At 39.7% G+C, this 16,366-nt stretch carries 15 protein-coding genes; 7 read left to right on the top strand and 8 right to left on the bottom strand.

What is annotated here, in order from left to right; genetic code table 11:
- Nucleotides 1–2: 2 nt before the first annotated feature.
- Nucleotides 3–1,955, top strand: a complete 1,953-nt coding sequence (locus tag RS893_RS15415; RefSeq protein ID WP_315784740.1) for a S9 family peptidase — start codon at nt 3–5, stop codon at nt 1,953–1,955.
- A 143-nt stretch (nt 1,956–2,098) separates the two neighbouring features.
- Here the strand turns inward: RS893_RS15415 and RS893_RS15410 are convergent, their stop codons facing one another.
- A complete protein-coding gene (locus tag RS893_RS15410; RefSeq protein ID WP_315784738.1) occupies nt 2,099–2,605 on the bottom strand; it encodes an Hsp20/alpha crystallin family protein in 507 nt (168 codons plus the stop codon).
- 389 nt (nt 2,606–2,994) lie between these two features.
- Between RS893_RS15410 and RS893_RS15405 the strand changes: the two genes are divergently transcribed.
- Entirely contained in the window at nt 2,995–4,074 is a 1,080-nt protein-coding gene (locus RS893_RS15405) for a glycosyltransferase family 4 protein (protein WP_315784735.1), read from the top strand.
- Nucleotides 4,075–4,101: 27 nt separating this feature from the next.
- Here the strand turns inward: RS893_RS15405 and RS893_RS15400 are convergent, their stop codons facing one another.
- Together RS893_RS15400 and RS893_RS15395 are read right to left on the bottom strand one after the other, a co-directional pair.
- Complete coding sequence (locus RS893_RS15400) at nt 4,102–5,226, bottom strand: AAA family ATPase (RefSeq protein ID WP_315784732.1); 1,125 nt, start codon at nt 5,224–5,226, stop codon at nt 4,102–4,104.
- Between the two features lie 313 nt (nt 5,227–5,539).
- The gene (locus tag RS893_RS15395) at nt 5,540–6,325 is read right to left on the bottom strand and encodes an RNA ligase family protein (RefSeq protein ID WP_315784729.1); all 786 of its coding nucleotides are present in this window, start codon (nt 6,323–6,325) and stop codon (nt 5,540–5,542) included.
- A gap of 483 nt (nt 6,326–6,808) precedes the next feature.
- Here RS893_RS15395 and hpsL point away from each other — a divergent pair, with 483 nt between their 5' ends.
- From hpsL to hpsP, 4 genes are all read left to right on the top strand, one after another.
- Complete coding sequence (hpsL, locus tag RS893_RS15390) at nt 6,809–8,464, top strand: hormogonium polysaccharide biosynthesis protein HpsL (RefSeq protein WP_315784727.1); 1,656 nt, start codon at nt 6,809–6,811, stop codon at nt 8,462–8,464.
- Nucleotides 8,465–8,614: 150 nt separating this feature from the next.
- Nucleotides 8,615–9,625: a hormogonium polysaccharide biosynthesis glycosyltransferase HpsN gene (gene hpsN / locus RS893_RS15385; RefSeq protein WP_315784725.1), complete on the top strand. Its 1,011-nt coding sequence runs from the start codon at nt 8,615–8,617 to the stop codon at nt 9,623–9,625.
- A gap of 131 nt (nt 9,626–9,756) precedes the next feature.
- Nucleotides 9,757–10,941, top strand: coding sequence for a hormogonium polysaccharide biosynthesis glycosyltransferase HpsO (hpsO, locus tag RS893_RS15380; protein WP_315784724.1), 1,185 nt, complete (start codon nt 9,757–9,759; stop codon nt 10,939–10,941).
- Nucleotides 10,942–11,081: 140 nt separating this feature from the next.
- On the top strand, nt 11,082–12,257 hold the full coding sequence (hpsP, locus tag RS893_RS15375; protein WP_315784721.1) for a hormogonium polysaccharide biosynthesis glycosyltransferase HpsP: 1,176 nt from the start codon (nt 11,082–11,084) through the stop codon (nt 12,255–12,257).
- Between the two features lie 66 nt (nt 12,258–12,323).
- Here the strand turns inward: hpsP and RS893_RS15370 are convergent, their stop codons facing one another.
- The 4 genes from RS893_RS15370 to RS893_RS15355 all read right to left on the bottom strand — a co-directional run bounded on the left by RS893_RS15370 (nt 12,324) and on the right by RS893_RS15355 (nt 14,866).
- Nucleotides 12,324–12,758 (bottom strand): NUDIX hydrolase, encoded by a 435-nt coding sequence (locus tag RS893_RS15370; protein ID WP_315784719.1) that lies wholly within the window; start codon nt 12,756–12,758, stop codon nt 12,324–12,326.
- A gap of 4 nt (nt 12,759–12,762) precedes the next feature.
- A complete protein-coding gene (locus RS893_RS15365; RefSeq protein WP_315784716.1) occupies nt 12,763–13,203 on the bottom strand; it encodes an NUDIX hydrolase in 441 nt (146 codons plus the stop codon).
- A gap of 18 nt (nt 13,204–13,221) precedes the next feature.
- Nucleotides 13,222–13,674: a DUF3531 family protein gene (locus RS893_RS15360; protein WP_315784713.1), complete on the bottom strand. Its 453-nt coding sequence runs from the start codon at nt 13,672–13,674 to the stop codon at nt 13,222–13,224.
- 253 nt (nt 13,675–13,927) lie between these two features.
- Nucleotides 13,928–14,866 carry a Sll0314/Alr1548 family TPR repeat-containing protein gene (locus RS893_RS15355; RefSeq protein WP_315784710.1) on the bottom strand — a complete coding sequence of 313 codons (939 nt, stop codon included), beginning with the start codon at nt 14,864–14,866 and terminating at the stop codon, nt 13,928–13,930.
- 368 nt (nt 14,867–15,234) lie between these two features.
- On the opposite strand from RS893_RS15355, the gene RS893_RS15350 reads away from it, so the two are divergent.
- Nucleotides 15,235–15,909, top strand: a complete 675-nt coding sequence (locus tag RS893_RS15350; RefSeq protein WP_315784707.1) for an energy-coupling factor ABC transporter ATP-binding protein — start codon at nt 15,235–15,237, stop codon at nt 15,907–15,909.
- 122 nt (nt 15,910–16,031) lie between these two features.
- On the opposite strand, the gene RS893_RS15345 is transcribed toward RS893_RS15350, so the two are convergent.
- Entirely contained in the window at nt 16,032–16,292 is a 261-nt protein-coding gene (locus tag RS893_RS15345; protein ID WP_315784704.1) for a hypothetical protein, read from the bottom strand.
- Nucleotides 16,293–16,366: the final 74 nt, after the last annotated feature.

Raw genomic sequence — 16,366 nt, 5'->3', positions numbered from 1 at the left:
GGATGCGATTTTTATCACTCTTGTTTGCTACACTACTTGCAGTCTTTGTGCTACCAAGTTTCATGGTTGCTGCTCAAACTTCTGTAATCACTCCCAATGAAAACCTAGTTGTTCAGGGAATTCCACCAATTCCAGCAACACTGGCAGAAACGGTTAATCGCTACACTAATTTTCGTTCTGCTGTTCTTTCTAGTTGGCATCCAGTCCGGCGTGAAATGCTGATTTCCACTCGTTTCGCTGATACTCCCCAAGTGCATTTGGTTAAATTCCCTCTTGGTAGCCGTCAGCAAATGACTTTCTTCCCAGAACGTGTTGGCGGAGGGAGTTTCCAACCAACCCAGGGCGATTATTTTGTTTTTAGTAAGGATATCGGTGGTAACGAATTTAACCAAAATTACCGTTATGATTTGGCGACGGGTGATATTACCTTACTCACCGATGGCAAGTCAAGAAACAGTGGCGGCGTCTGGTCTAATAGTGGCGATCGCATGATTTATACCTCCACTCGCCGCACAGGCAAAGATAACGATTTTTACATTATTGATCCAAAAAATACCCAGAGCGATCGCTTGCTAGCACAAGTTGAGGGCGGTGGTTGGATGCCGTTAGACTGGTCGCCTGATGACCGTCAACTGTTGGCAATGGAATATGTCTCTGTGAATGAAAGTTACCTGTGGTTGGTAGACACCAACTCTGGCGAGAAAAAATTAATTACACCCAACCGAGGCACAGAAAAAGTCTCCTACGCAGGAGGATTGTTTAGCAAAGATGGCAAAGGTTTGTATGTCATCACTGACCGTAACTCAGAATTTTTACGGTTGGCATATGTTGATTTAGCTACTTTAAAATACACTAATCTGACAAATGACATTCCCTGGGATGTAGAAGATTTTGACCTGACAGAAGATGGTAAGTATTTAGCTTTTGTCACCAATGAAGACGGGGCAAGTATACTGCACCTATTGGAAACCACAACAAAGCAAGAAAAGCCTTTACCTAAACTACCAGTGGGACAGGTATATGGCGTTACCTGGCATCGTAATAATGAAGATTTAGGCTTGACTCTAGTTTCAGCTCGTTTCACCGCAGATGTGTATTCTGTGAATATCCGCACTAACAAAGTTGAACGCTGGACAGAAAGCGAAACTGGCGGACTGAATACAGCAAATTTCTCTAATGCAGAATTGATCCGTTGGCAAAGCTTTGACGGCAAAACCATATCTGGTTTTCTTTACCGTCCCCCTGCTAAGTTTCCAAGTAAGCGTCCGGTAATTATTGATATTCATGGAGGACCAGAAGGACAGTCTCGTCCATCTTTTTTGGGTCGTTATAACTACTATTTAAATGAGTTAGGCGTTGCTTTACTCTTTCCTAACGTCCGGGGTTCTACTGGTTACGGCAAAACTTTTATGACCTTAGATAATGGCTATAAAAGAGAAGATTCTGTCAAAGATATCGGTAGACTCCTTGACTGGATAGCAACTCAACCAGACTTGGATAAAGACCGAATTTTGGTAACAGGCGGTAGCTATGGCGGTTACATGTCCTTAGCAGTCGCAACAAAATATAGCGATCGCATTCGTGCAGCTATTGATATTGTTGGTATTTCCAACTTTGTCACCTTCCTAGAAAATACTGAAAGTTATCGGCGTGATTTACGACGAGTCGAGTACGGTGATGAACGCGATCCGCAGATGCGAGAATTCCTACTGAAAATTTCACCTGTCAATAACGCCAGTAACATCAAAAAACCGCTATTTGTAATTCACGGTAAAAATGACCCCCGTGTTCCTCTCCAGGAAGCCGAACAAATTGTAGAGACACTCAGAAAGAATAATGTTCCTGTTTGGTATCTGATGGCGAAAGATGAAGGACATGGGTTTAGTAAGAAAAAAAACATTGATTTCCAGTTTTACGCAACGGTGATGTTTGTGAAAGAGTATTTGCTGAAGTAGTAACGAACACAGATAAACACAGATACACACCGATAATCTATCTGTGTTTATCTGTGTCCATCGGTGTTCGTTTTCTCAAACAGATTTTTTCCCGTCGAAGCAGGAGAATTGACAGCTTTTACAAGAAGTCTAATAATTTCCAACTAGTTTTGAGAGTTAACTGTTTGAGCAGTTGCGTCTATGCTTTTCTCAACATCAGCAGTATTTTCACCCAAATTAATTTTTACAACGCGATTGCGGACTTCTTCGACTTTGGGGAGAGTCAGAGTCAGGATACCATCGCGGAAGTCTGCTTGTACTTTGTCATTTTGCACAGCGACAGGCAAATTAATAACTCGCTGGAACTTGCCATAACGAAATTCTGAATGCAAGTAATTGGCATTTTCAGACTGATGCTGACGCTGACGTTCCCCTGCGATCGCTACAGCATCACGAGTTACCTGTATATCCAGGTTTTTAGCTGCTACACCAGGTAATTGTGCATGGAAAACCAAGTTATCGCCCGTATCGATTAATTCTACAGCAGGAACCCAAGCTGTTGATGTATCGCTTGTTTGAGCAGTTTGTGCTGACAATTCATCAAAAACTAAATCCATTTGCCGACGCAAGTTTTCTAGTTCGCGGATTGGTTGCAAGTAGCGAATCATCATAATATTATTCACCTTTGCATTGATAAATAGATTGTTGTTTTATTTAGGCTCAGCAGTTTATTAGCTTCCTGGAACTGCTGACATTCACAATATTGCCCCAAGTTCTATGAAGTGAAAATCCAGACAATACGAATTAGAGAGTGGGGTTTTACACACCTGGTAATTGAAGTTGGAATTCGCAGTTGTTTGATAGTAAAAAAGATTAAAAACTAATATTTTATAAAATATTTATCTGGTATTAAGTACGGTTCCTTCTACTTTAAGTGTAGTATTTATAGGTCTTTACGATTAAATCTATATTTCTGCTAAATTCTAATCACAACTCTTATTCTTCAGAAACTGAATTAAATCAATTCTTTGAGCTATTTCTTACCAATTAGGAGATTGACATGCGAATTGCTCAAATTGCTCCTTTGTGGGAGAGAGTGCCTCCTCCCGCATACGGTGGTGTTGAGTTGGTTGTCGGTTTATTGACTGATGAATTAGTCCGGCGTGGTCATGAAGTGACGCTATTTGCTTCAGGGGATTCGATCACTTCAGCCAAATTAGAGTCAGTTTATCCTCAAGCTTTGCGTTTAGATCCTAATGTTAAAGAATATAATGTTTACGAAACTTTGTTACTGAGTCGTGCATATCAACAAGCACAGGAATTTGACATCATTCATTCTCATGTAGGTTATCCAGCTTTAATTTACGCAGATTTCGTCACCACTCCTACAGTTCATACATTACACGGTATATTCACCCCAGATAACGAAAAAATTTTTTCTACAAGTTACAAACAACCTTTTGTCAGCATATCTAATGCTCAGCGAGAGCCAAAATTGGGGTTAAATTATGTTGCAACTGTATACAATGGCATTGATACAGACAGCCATCAGTTCTATTCCCAACCCCAAGATCCTCCCTATCTGGCATTCTTAGGGCGGATGTCTCCAGAAAAGGGGCCGCATATCGCGATTGAGATTGCGAAAAGAGCAGGTATACCACTCAAAATGGCGGGTAAGGTTGATCAGGTAGATATAGACTATTTTGAGAGCCAGGTGAAGCCTCATATTGATGGTAAGCAGATTGAATTTTTGGGTGAAGCTAGTCACTCGCAGAAAAATGCACTCTTAGGTGGGGCCTTAGCAATGCTGTTCCCCATCACTTGGCGCGAACCTTTTGGACTGGTGATGATCGAGTCGATGGCGGCTGGAACTCCTGTACTTGCAAAACCCTTAGGTTCAGTGCCAGAAGTGATTGTGGATAGTAAGACAGGCTTTTTGTGCGATCGCATTGAAGATTTTGTAGAAGCAATCAATCGTATAGGAGAAATCGACCGTCGTGCTTGCCGCACACATGTAGAACAAAACTTTAGCGTGAAAAGCATGGTGGACGGTTATGAAGCTGTTTATCAGCAAATTCTTGGTGAAAAATTTGCTCGCAATGGTTATTCTCGCACTCTCGCAAGTCAACTAATTAAATAGTGATCACACTAGACCTTTGCTGTATTCTCAGCCCAACACCACCCAGTCTACTACTTGGGCCTCGGTGATATCCGGCACTTCTAAGCGATTCTTCATCCGGTAAAGTACTTTCTCTGGTACTTTTGCCGGGTGATCGCGATTTCTGCGTAGTAGTTCTGGCCAAGGTGCTTCCAGATAGACAATGTGAATCCTAGCTTGATAACTAGCAAACAGACGAATCAACATACAGCGTAATTGGCGGCTGAGATTGGTTGCATTCCAAACAAAAGATTGTCCACTTCGTAGATATTCTTTAGCGATCGCTTTCGCTGCATTCGTCACTACACCTTGGTCGTCTTCAGGATCTATCCCCAACTTCTGCCGCAGTTCATCAAGGGAAATCACCAGGCTGTCTGGCAGATTTTCCTGAATCCAAGTATCTTTGCCCGCACTGGGTAATCCTGACATGATCACCACCTGTAAGCGTGTATCATCGTAGGCTTCATAGTTTGGGTTGCCATCTTCTTTTTGGAAATAAACAAATCGACTATGTGCTGATGGAAACATGCGTGGTTGTTCAAAGCAGTGATTTTCCTGACAAAATTCCCGAAAAAAATCAATTCGTTCCAGTAATTGTGCTTGATCATTGCAGTAACGTCCCCGCACGTCTGCCTCCGCCAACAAACTCAGCAGATCACAACGGACAATTTGGCTAGCTTTAATTACAGCGCGTTCCGGATTAGGTTTATCCCAAAACCACAAAGGCAAACTACCGTATTTCACCAAAGCAACGATCGCTTCGCGTTGTTTGAGTGGCACATGCAAATCCCAGAGAATCTCCTGTGCCATTTTTGCACCTTGGAGGACGTGACCTTTGGAGGTGATACTACCATCTGCTTCTCTTTGGGTAGAGGCGGGTTTAGCGATATCATGCAGCAAAGCAGCAGCGAACAATACCGAACGTTCAGTAGCTGGTAATGCCCGCCATTGAGGTAAAGCAACTAAAGCCTCGTATACCAATTTTGTGTGAATAAGTACATCTCCTTCCGCATGATAACGCGGGTCTTGGGGACAATCAGCAAGCGATCGCAACCAGTTAAATTCTGCTTCTAGTGCTGGCCAATTTATTGACCAGTCGGTTTCGTTAGGACAATGAGGAAAAGACCACAACATAAAAAATCCTCTGTAAATTATGTTTGAGAAATCGCTTGAAAATAAGGCAGAAGGCACTAGGGCAGAGGGCAGAAGGGGTAAGAATTTTCATACTTAGTTGTGGGATGTTCTTATGAATGGCTATCTTGAAAATAGTGATCGAGGATCAAATCAGGAGCAAAGCCATAATCCATCGGTGTGCATCGGTGTTCATCTGTGTTCGTTTAATTCATCCCCTCGTTGTGGGCGCGATCATCCTGGGGTTCTGTCTTGAAAATAATGCATAAGACAGAAGAGGTAAGAATTTTAGCTTTCTCCCCCACACCTGTGTTTCTTAAGAAAACAAGTCAGCATCAGGACGTAGTAAATTTGGTATAATCGGACGATTCAGCCACTGTCCATCCGATTGTTTGATGGTGGTTAAAAAACTGGAACGTACGTATTTATAACGAGCTATTACTGTATCATCTGGTTCAACTTTAATGTATAAACCTTCCATCAGAGAACTTTGGTCAGTTTGTTTAAGCGATCGTTCCACATCTAGCCCTTTTTCCTGACATACTTGACACAAACTTTGCAAATATGCAGGCGTTTGGTAATGGGATTTAGCCAATAGCCCAATGAGTTGCTGATAAGATTGGAGACTGCCAGTAAATAGCACGGGTACAGAAACCAAAGGCAACCCAGCTAATAACTGCTGGCGGTTTTTGCTGCTGAGAAATACTTGCTTTTCTAAATCCAGCACATCATACTCAAGAAAATAGTGGGGCAAAGCATCATAAAATATTGTGTGCTTCGCATAAAGCCACTCTCCAAAGAGAATAAAGCGACTTCCCAATACTTGCCAAAATGCGACTGCGTGAGTATTTGCCCATTGTTTAAACAAATTAAAGTGCTTTTCCCGTGCCCCACCTGTTAAATAATGTCCCCGGCTTTGTAGGCGAATTTGACCGTCAGCAGCAAAACTAATAGCAGCGTTAGCACCATCAACTTTTTCTTCCACTACTACATACTGCTCTTTAATAGCAGCAAAAGGGATACTATCGAGGTCTTCATCCCCTGGTTGTAAACGCGAACCCTGAATGTGATGGGTACGCGGAAATTTATAAATTTGTTGCATTACTTCCCTACCTTGGCAACTGCAATCAAATTAATTTCGTAGCGAATTGAAACGAATAAGCATGAGGATTATAGCTATTCGCGATCGAGCTAAATTTGATTGAGACCAGGGGATTACATATGCCGTTACCGTTTTTTCCAAGAGTAGTATTTTTATAATACATATACTCCACAAGCTGGAGTAGTCTTTCCGGATTGTTGCAGTATAGCGATTTTCAATTCGATGCAATACACTTTATACCTCACCCCTAGCCTCTCTCCGCGAGTTCACCAGAGGGGTGCCCGATAGGGCGGGGTGAGGTTTTATAGTTCACACAACTGAGAACCGCCATATATTCTTGGCTTGATAGGAGGAAAGCCAAAAATCTATCCCTTTAACCATTCCCCTTACCCCTTTTACCAATGAATTTAATGTATATTTATTTACGTTCTCATACTTCCAAGGCTATGATCAGCTATTCAAGGGACGTATTAATAGCAAATCATGCCGAAATCAAAGCAAAAATCCCAGAAAAATCAAAAAACAAAAAAGCAGAAAAAACAAGAGGTTCCTACTCTTACCCTCAAAGAACGTTTAGCCCAAAAACGCAAAGCAGCACAGGCACGTCAAGAACTTATTAATACACTTACTCCAGCCATTGGTGGTGGTTTATTCCTTGGTTTTATTCTTTTTTTAGTAGCTGGAATTAAGGCAGCTGTCCCGGCAGTAATGGGAATAATAGTTATGTCCCTTGCCTACAAATATCCTCGTCAAGCTTTGTTTGCCTTTATTTTTTATGTGCCGTTTGGCGGAACTATCACTTACTACATCGGTAATAGTCCCGTATTGCAATTGGCTAAAGACGCTTTCTATGTTCCTGCTTTAATTGCAATTTGGCAGAATTGCCGCAAACAGAAACTACCTATAATTATTCCTGAAGGAATTAAAACCCCATTATATATTCTATTAGGCTCATGCATAATCACACTATTATTTGTAAATGGTGGACGGCAATTTAATCCGCCTCCTATTGGACCCTTTAAAGAAGCACCCAAAGAAATTCCTCTTGGTATGGGAATTTTAGGATTAAAAGTATTTTTAGGCTATGTACCTCTAATTGCTTGTATTTATTATTTAATTCGTAATAAACGAGACTTTTTATTTATTTCACGCTTACAAATAGTGTTAATCCTTGTTGCCTCTGTTCTAGGATTTATGCAATATTTATTATTATTAACTGGCATATGTGAAGGTACAAGAAATGCAGTTGGTGCTGCTTTATTTAAAGCTTCATTAGAAGCACGATGTTTTTTTGGCGGCTCATTAGTTTATAGCCCTAGTCAAGGAATGATTCGCTTACCAGGAACTTTTGTTGCACCTTGGCAATGGGCATGGTTTCTCATTTCTAGCACGTTTTTTACTTTTGCAACTGGCTTTAGTGACCCTTCTATTATTTGGCGAATTATCAGTTTAGCTTCAATGGCATCTGTCTTTATTAATGCAGTAATCTCTGGGCAAAGAATAGCTTTAGCTTTAGTACCAATCTGTTTTGTAATGTTACTTGTACTGACTGGTCAAATTGGTAATTTAAAAAGATTTATTCCTATATTTGGAGGACTAGCCCTACTTTTAGGAATTGCAATAGTTAGTAATCCCACCGTTGTCCAAGAGAGAACAGATAGTTTTGTAGCCCGTTGGAATGCCTCTCCTCCCTATGAATTTATAGTGCAACAATTTGAAGAAAATTGGAAAAGCGTAGATGGACCATTTGGAAGTGGTTTAGGTCGTGCTACTAACTCTGCCCGTGCAATGGGACCAACTAAATTAGTAGAAACCTATTATCCGAAGGTTCTTTATGAAGTAGGAATATTTGGGTTATTAGGATTTATAGTTTTAGTCACTACCTTAACAATTATTTGTTTCCGGCAGTATCGTTTGGTAAAAAACCGTAATTTCCGCAGTTACGGTGCTGCTATGTGGGTGTTTATATTGTTTATTAGTTACAACACTTATTACTATCCTCTGGATGTTGACCCAGTCGCTGTTTATTATTGGTTTGCTGCTGGCATTCTTTTAAAATTGCCGATTGTAGACAAAATGGAAAGACTGCAACAAGCACAAGCGGAAGGGGAGACAGGAGGGAAAAAGGTGATGGGGTGATGGGGTGATGGGGAGTATGAGGAGTGTGAGGGTGTGAAAATAACCATTGGCCATTAACTATTGAATTAGCTATTGACTACTAATGTACAGACGCGATGTTCCTCGCGTCTGTAACCACTAACTACTAACAAATGACAAATGACTATTAATATGAATTTACCTCTTATTTCTGTAATTATTCCAACTTATGGTCGTGAAGAACCACTGCGAGACAGTGTTGTGGATTTATTGAAGCAAGACTATTCAAATTTTGAAGTTTTAGTAGTAGATCAAACTCCAAAACACGAACCAGAAATTGAAGCTTTTTTATCAGAACAAGCAACAGCAGGTAAAATTCAATGGTTCCGTTTAAATTGGGCTAGTTTACCAGGGGCGCGCAATTATGCAGTGCGACGCGCAAAAGGAGAGATAATTTTATTTATTGATGATGACGTAAAGTTAAATTCTGGATTTTTAACAGCTCATGCTAAAAATTATTTAGATAAACCAGAAATAGGGGCTGTTGCTGGGCGAGTTTATGACAGGATGAAAATAGCTGATACTGCCCAAGGAAGAACACAGGGAGATGCACCTTACAAGAGTATTGAATATTTACCTCCCCAGGCTATGGACCCTGGTATTGCTTGGTATTATATAGATTTGGTGCATACAATCAAACCCCAAGAAGTTCTGACAGCAAGGGGTTGTAATATGTCATTCCGCCGCGAGATTTTTACCAAGCACAGGCTGCATTTTGATGAGAGATTTCGCGGTAGTGCAGTCCGAGAAGAATCCGATTTTTGTTTGCGGTTGCGGCAAACTGGCTATAAGATTTGGTACGACCCAGAAGCTAGTTTAGTGCATTTAGGGGAAGAGACAGGTGGTTGCCATGATATTAGTATGCGATCGCTCAAATATCAACTCACCTTCTATCACAATCATTTCTTACTGGGATTGAAAAATCTGACTGCTAGTCAAGCTTTACGTCTTTACGCCCGTTTATTTGATTGTCACGTCTTGGGACGTCCCCCTTGTCACAAAAGTGGTTCCCCAATCAAAATTTTTACCCGCGCTATTTTCTACACTTTAGGTTTTGCGAAAGCTTTAGGAACAATCATCCAATCTCTATGGAATGATGGACAAATTTACACTCATCTAGATAAACAAATTGAGAGTATTTAAACTTGATTGTTGATAGTTGATAGTTACTTCGTAAAACAATTAATTCCTAACGAATTCTCTATATAAATTCTCTGCGTTACTCTGCGCTAACTTGGCGTTACTCTGCGTTTAAATTACCTATTATCTTTTTTATGAAAATATTAGTTGCTAGCCATACTTATATTGTAGACCTTAACTGCGAAAAATTACGCACATTATCTCAGCTAGAACCTAATATCGAAGTAACAGTTGTAGTACCAAAAAAGTGGCAACCTGGAGGAGTTCAAAACAAAATTATCGAATCAAAATATCGTGAAAAAGGTCAATTTCGCATCGTACCTGTTTCTAATTTTAGTCAAAATCATCAAGGTCTGCTGACTTTTGGTAAAGATTTAATATCTTTGTTGCGACAGTTTCGCCCTCAAATCATTCAAGTAGAACAAGCTTCGAGAAGTCTTGCTTATGCTCAAATGATTACCTTAAATAAATTATTAGACCTGAAAGCAAAAAACTTATTTTTTACTTGGTGGAATTTACCATACAAATTAAAATTTCCAGCTTCTTTATTAGAAAAATATAATCTGCAAAATAGCCACGGTATTATTTCTGGCAATCAAGACGGTGCTGAGATTTTACGTCAACGTGGATACCAAGGCCCAATAAAAGTCATGCCTCAATTAGGTGTAGATGAACGTGTATTTCAACCCCAACCCCAACCAGAATTAGCCAGACAATTAGGTATTCAACCCGAGGAATTTATTGTTGGTTTCGTGGGGCGATTTGTGAAAGAAAAAGGCTTGTTAACCCTCATAGATGCTTTAACCCTTCTACCAAAAGATCAACCTTGGAAACTACTGCTACTTGGACGTGGAGACTTACGAACAGAGTTAATCAATAAAGCTATAGAAAACAAAATTCAAGACAGAATCATCATCGTAGAAAGCGTACTCCATGATCAAGTTTGTAGATATATCAACTTAATGAATACCCTGGTACTACCATCAGAAACAACATACAAAATTAAAACATTAACAGCCATTGGTTGGAAAGAACAATTCGGTCACGTATTAATCGAAGCAATGGCTTGTCAAGTCCCTGTCATTGGTTCTGATTCTGGTGAAATTCCTCACGTAATTGGTGATGCTGGTTTAGTATTCCCTGAAGGAAATGCCCAAGCCCTTGCTAATTGCATACTCCAATTAATAGAAAAGCCAGATTTTGCTCAAACTTTAGGTGAAATAGGCTACCAAAAAGCAATGGCACAATATACGAACAAAGCTCTAGCAAAACAACAACTAGAATTTTATCAAGAATTAATCAATATTCAAAAACAATAACAAAAAACCTATCTGTGGTCATCTGTGTTTATCTGTGTGCATCGGTGGTCGAATAATAAAAATCATATTTTTCCAGCCTTAATTCATAGTTAAACATAAATTTTAAATTCACGACTTATGACTAAGAAAAAATATAAATTATGCATATTCTACAGATTGTCCCTTCCATTTCCCTAATTTATGGTGGACCTAGTCAAATGGTACTGGGATTAGCCCCGGCTTTAGCAAAAGAAGGTGTAAAAGTAACTGTGATCACAACTAATAGTAATGGTGATAACGGTCAAAAACCTCTAGATGTCACCTTAAATGTCCCTCATCAAAAAGATGGTTATGAAATAATTTATTTTCGTTGTGCCCCTTTTCGTCGCTACAAATTTTCTCTTGATTTATGCAAGTGGTTAAATCGCTATGCCCAAGAGTTTGATGTAGCCCATATTCATGCACTTTTCTCTCCTATTAGTAGTGCTGCTGCGGCAATTTGTCGTCAACAAAAACTACCTTATATTTTGCGTCCTTTAGGTACTCTTGATCCAGCCGATTTACAAAAGAAAAAATACCTGAAACAAATTTATGCTGCCATATTAGAATGTGGCAATATAGCTAATGCTGCTGCACTTCATTTTACGAGTGTTCAGGAAGCGAAAATTTCAGAAAGATTTGGAGTAGCGACACAAGATTTAGTGATTCCTTTGGGTGTTATTCCTCCTAAGCAAGATGGGGAAAATTTGGTGCGACAGCAGTTTGGTATTGCTGCGAATCTACCGTTAGTGTTGTTTATGTCGCGAATAGATCCAAAAAAGGGTCTGAGTTTATTAATTCCAGCTTTGGAAAAGCTTTTAGCTGAAGGGTTAAATTTTCACTTTGTTTTAGCTGGAACTAATCCCCAAGATCCAGTTTATGAACAAAAAATCAAATCACAGATAGATAATTCTACCTTGCGATCGCACACTTCGATTACTGGTTTTGTCACTGGCGAATTAAAATCTAGTCTACTGCAAGCAGCCGATTTATTTGTCTTGCCTTCATACTACGAAAATTTTGGTATCGCTGTCGCTGAAGCAATGGTTGCAGGAACACCTGTAGTAATCTCAGATCAAGTACATATTTGCCAACAAGTGCATGAAAGTCAGTCAGGATGGGTAACAACAACAGATGTGCTAGCACTTACTGAGTCACTGCGTACTGCTTTGCAAAATCCTGCGGAATGTCAACGGCGGGGATTAAATGCGAAAGAGTATGCATTGCACAACTATAGTTGGGATGCGATCGCTCGTCAAATAATTCAAGCATACAAGCAAATTTTAGTTAGTAGGTAGAGACGCGATGTTCTTCGCGTCTGTACTGGTTAGTAGTTGGTAGTTCAAACAACAAACAACAAATCTTTATAAAAATTCTAAAAACTGCTCAGGTACTAATCTCAATTCTCCTGATTTGCAGCGATAAATATCAACCCAAAGCGCCTTTTGAGGATAATTATATGTCAATTCAGTAAAAATTAATTCCTGAATCTGGTAAAACTTTTGTTCGACAAAATCGCATTCATAAATTTGGACTATTTCATGTCCTGGCTTACCTTCAAAAATAAATAGATTTTCTAAACAACCCTGATAACGAATATTAGTTAATTCTGCTTGAATTTCTTCTTGAAACTCTCTTTCCAAGGCGGCGCGGCTAGTTTCGCCAAATTCAATGCTACCACCTAATGCCCGATAGTATTTTTGTTGCTTAACAGAGTCATATCCTTCACAAACAAATAGGCGTTTTTCATCGTGAATTAGTCCGAATACTTTGACACGAATTTGTTGAGATTTATTCATTAACTCATGTTTTTTTTATTAAAAACTCTAAAAATTGCTCTGGCACTAATTTTAATTCTCTAGATTGAAAGCGACTAATTTCTATCCAAAGAGCAGTTTTTTGCCGCTTACTTTCAGTAAATACTATTTTTTCTAACTGATAAAATTTGGGTTCCGCAAAATCACATTGATAAAGTTGAATGATTTCGTGTCCAAGCTGACCATTATAAGTAAAGATATTTTCTAAACAGCCTAAGTAATGAATATTAGTTAGTTCTGCTTGAATTTCTTCATAAAATTCGCGCTGTAGGGCTGCAAAACTCGTTTCACCAAAGTCTACTCCACCACCCATAGCACGGTAAAAAGTTTCCTGTGTTTGTGGGTCATAGCCTTGGGAAATAAAAACACGATTACCATCGCGAATTAATCCCAAAGCTAGGACACGAATTTCGTTTTGTTTATGCATAATAACTAATTTTTGTTACTAGTTATCATATATAAACGAAGGACGACTGTCACTTTCTTCGACAGGCCAGTCATCATTTTCGCCGCCGATGTAAACTTCATCAATGGTGACGTATTCTACACCCAGCTGTTGCAGGGCGTTAATGAGAATATCTAAGGCGATCGCATCTGAAGTTCCCAAATCAAACCAGCAACGCCCCCATTGACCCTGATACTCAAAGTCACCTTTGTTGTGCATTAGTGCTAACAAAGTTCTATCATACGCATCAGAGTCATAATTCATATAGCTGAGATCTAACCCTGTTTCCTGTACCTGGAGATTTTCAGCATTAAATGCACCCAGTTTACCCATGTAAAACCAGGAATCAAAAAGTTCTTCTACGTACTCCTTTTCACGTTGTGAAGGCATAGTACTGAACTTCAGCCAAATCCACAAATCAAAAGGGTTAAATTCACGAAACTGGATTTTCATTACTTAAAATTGCTGAACAGAATCTTACTCAAGCTACCAAACTAAATTATAGGTGAGTAAAGCAAGAAAACTAGGACAAAGAAAAGTTCGTAGCAATTCAGATCTTGCACCAAGATCAACAAGAGCTAGAGGCTCTAATTATTGTTACCAGGTTGAACCTGGCAACAAGGGTAAATGGAGTAAACTTCTTTTTCAGTCTTCTTTGGAAGTCTTTCGCTATCAGCCTGCGATTTGAATCGCAGGCGGGTTATTGCTACCTTTGAGCGTGAGCAATATCCTGTGCAGTTTTGCGGCGTTCACGTTCAATTTGTTTTACCAAATCTGCTGGTAGTTGAGATTTCTTCGCCAGTGCTTGGTCAAAATTTATTACTGCTTCCTGTAAAAGTTTTTGATTTTTCTCTTTTCCTGCCATCCCCCGCAAAATTTGAGCTTTCAGGTAATATACCTCTGGATTATTAGATGTCGCCTTTAAAGCACGATTTGCATATTCCAGTGCTTGGTTGTACTGTTTTAAATCTCGATACCCATAGGCAATACCCCGATCCGCCAAGTACTCAGGACCAGCATTTTTGTCTAAGCGTTCAATTGCCTGTTGGGGATTGGCAAAAGGCAAGTTTACAGCTAGCATCAAGTCCATGTAACCCTTGAGTAAATTGAGTTCTGGATCATTGGGAGAAATAGCCTCTGCTTTATCTAAATGCTTATAGACTTCTTGTAACTTATTTAATGCCTGTGTAGCACCGTTGACAGTACCTTGACGACGAACCAGTGCTGCTCCCTCTAAGAAATGACCGACAGCAGTGTAAATATTACCACGCAACGGGTCGCTCGTAATTAACTTTTGCCCAATTTCTAAAGTTTTTTTGCTGTAAGTATCTAGAGTTGTCCAATCTTTGTTGGTGTATGCTAGCGATGCCTTCATTGCATAGGCTAAAGGTTCATTAGGTTCGCTGACTAATGCCTGTTGCAGGTAAGTTTCTGCTGCTTTGTAGTCTCCCTGTTGGAAAATAGCTTTAAAAGCTGCCTCAGTTTTGTCACCGATATTACGTGCTTCTTTGGCGCGAAAAGGATCAGCAGCAACAGAAGGATTAACCCATACATTTAGAAATAAAGTTGCTGCAATACCTACTTGGACAAAGGTTTCAAGCTTAGTAGACCGAATTGCTTGCATAGATGGAAACCATTTACTCATTGTTGTGTTTCCTTCAGAATGATTACTGACGAGATTGTTTTATACGTTACTTAGAATTCAAAAAGATAAACGAAGACTAACGGGTGTTTCGCAAAAAAACTTTGTATCCAGTTTGACTGTCTTGATGTTAGCGGGTTCCCATATTTTGTTTTAGCTGTTGTTCCAAAATAAGTTTGCCACAATAAAAACAATTGGGAGCGATCATTTCTGTTGCTCTTAGAATTTAAAGAAAAGCAGAATATCTTATAGCTGCAAAATATTTACTATGTAAGCATAGCTAATATCCTGTTAACTTTTTCGGGACTTAGCAGATGCGAGCGTGTGTAGTTATATAGATATGTCCTAACTCTTTTTGGTAGTCTTAACAAATGCTCTATCTCAGAAATGTAGTTTACCATCCCACAGCTTGTCCAACAGCAATTCTCAAATCAATTAATCTGGACTTGGCACCCCAGCAGTTGGGTTTGATTATTGGACCAAGTGGTTCTGGAAAAAGTACGTTACTCGAAATTTTATCCGGACTAGCTGAACCTACATCCGGTTCTGTTGCTTGGCACGAACAAACCCTGACTGCCGAAGAGTTACAACAATTAGGGGGTTTAGTATTTCAGTTTCCTGAACGGCATTTTTGCGGTGGTACGATTTTAGAAGAATTACGCTTAGGACATCCAGAGTTAGGAACACAAAGAGTTAAAGAAGCGCTGCAAGAAGTGGGATTAGAGCATTTATCATTGGCTACATCACCCCAAGCTTTGAGCGGAGGCCAGCAGCGACGTTTAGCCCTAGCTGTGCAATTGATTCGTCAACCACACTTATTATTACTTGATGAACCTACTGCCGGCTTGGATTGGTCGATGCGTCGGCAGTTAGTCAATTTATTAGCAAAACTTAAAAAAGATTGGACTCTGTTGATAGTAACTCACGATGCAGGAGATATGTTAGCAGTCGCCGACCGTTGCTGGAGTATCAAACATGGTGAACTAGAGGCAATTGACCCTTTGACCCTCAAAAGCAAGGTTGAAGAACCCCTTTCGGTGGTGTGATTGGGGAGATGGGGAGTGTAGTTCAGTTATCAGTTATCAGTTCTCAAATTCTATTAATCACTGTTAACTGTTAACTGTTCACTGATTCTACCAACAAATGACTAATGACAATTGACAATTGACTAAATTCTTCTAAATTGCCTGGTACTAAGTACTGCTTCTCCATGATCTGGTATCCAGGCTATCCACTCATCTTGAGAAATTGGACACAGCAGTAGTGCTTCGTCAAAGCTGTAGGGGTTGAGTAGTTCCAACAGTCTCACCCAGGTATTAGATTGAAAATGCTGCTGTTTAGTTTTGATGCCAAACTCCTCACTTGACCAATTCAGATCCTGTCTTTTGGCTTGTAATGCAAAATCTGGTCTACTAAAATCTAATTTCATGGCTTTGTCTTCCCCTCAGCCAAGTGCTAATTCAAAAATATTTCTGTAACTAAGACTACAAAATAACTAATATT

This window comes from Fischerella sp. JS2, assembly GCF_032393985.1.
Lineage (GTDB): Bacteria > Cyanobacteriota > Cyanobacteriia > Cyanobacteriales > Nostocaceae > Fischerella.
The sequence above is the reverse complement of the archived record's forward strand: the minus strand, read 5'-3'. Positions and strand labels throughout refer to the sequence as shown.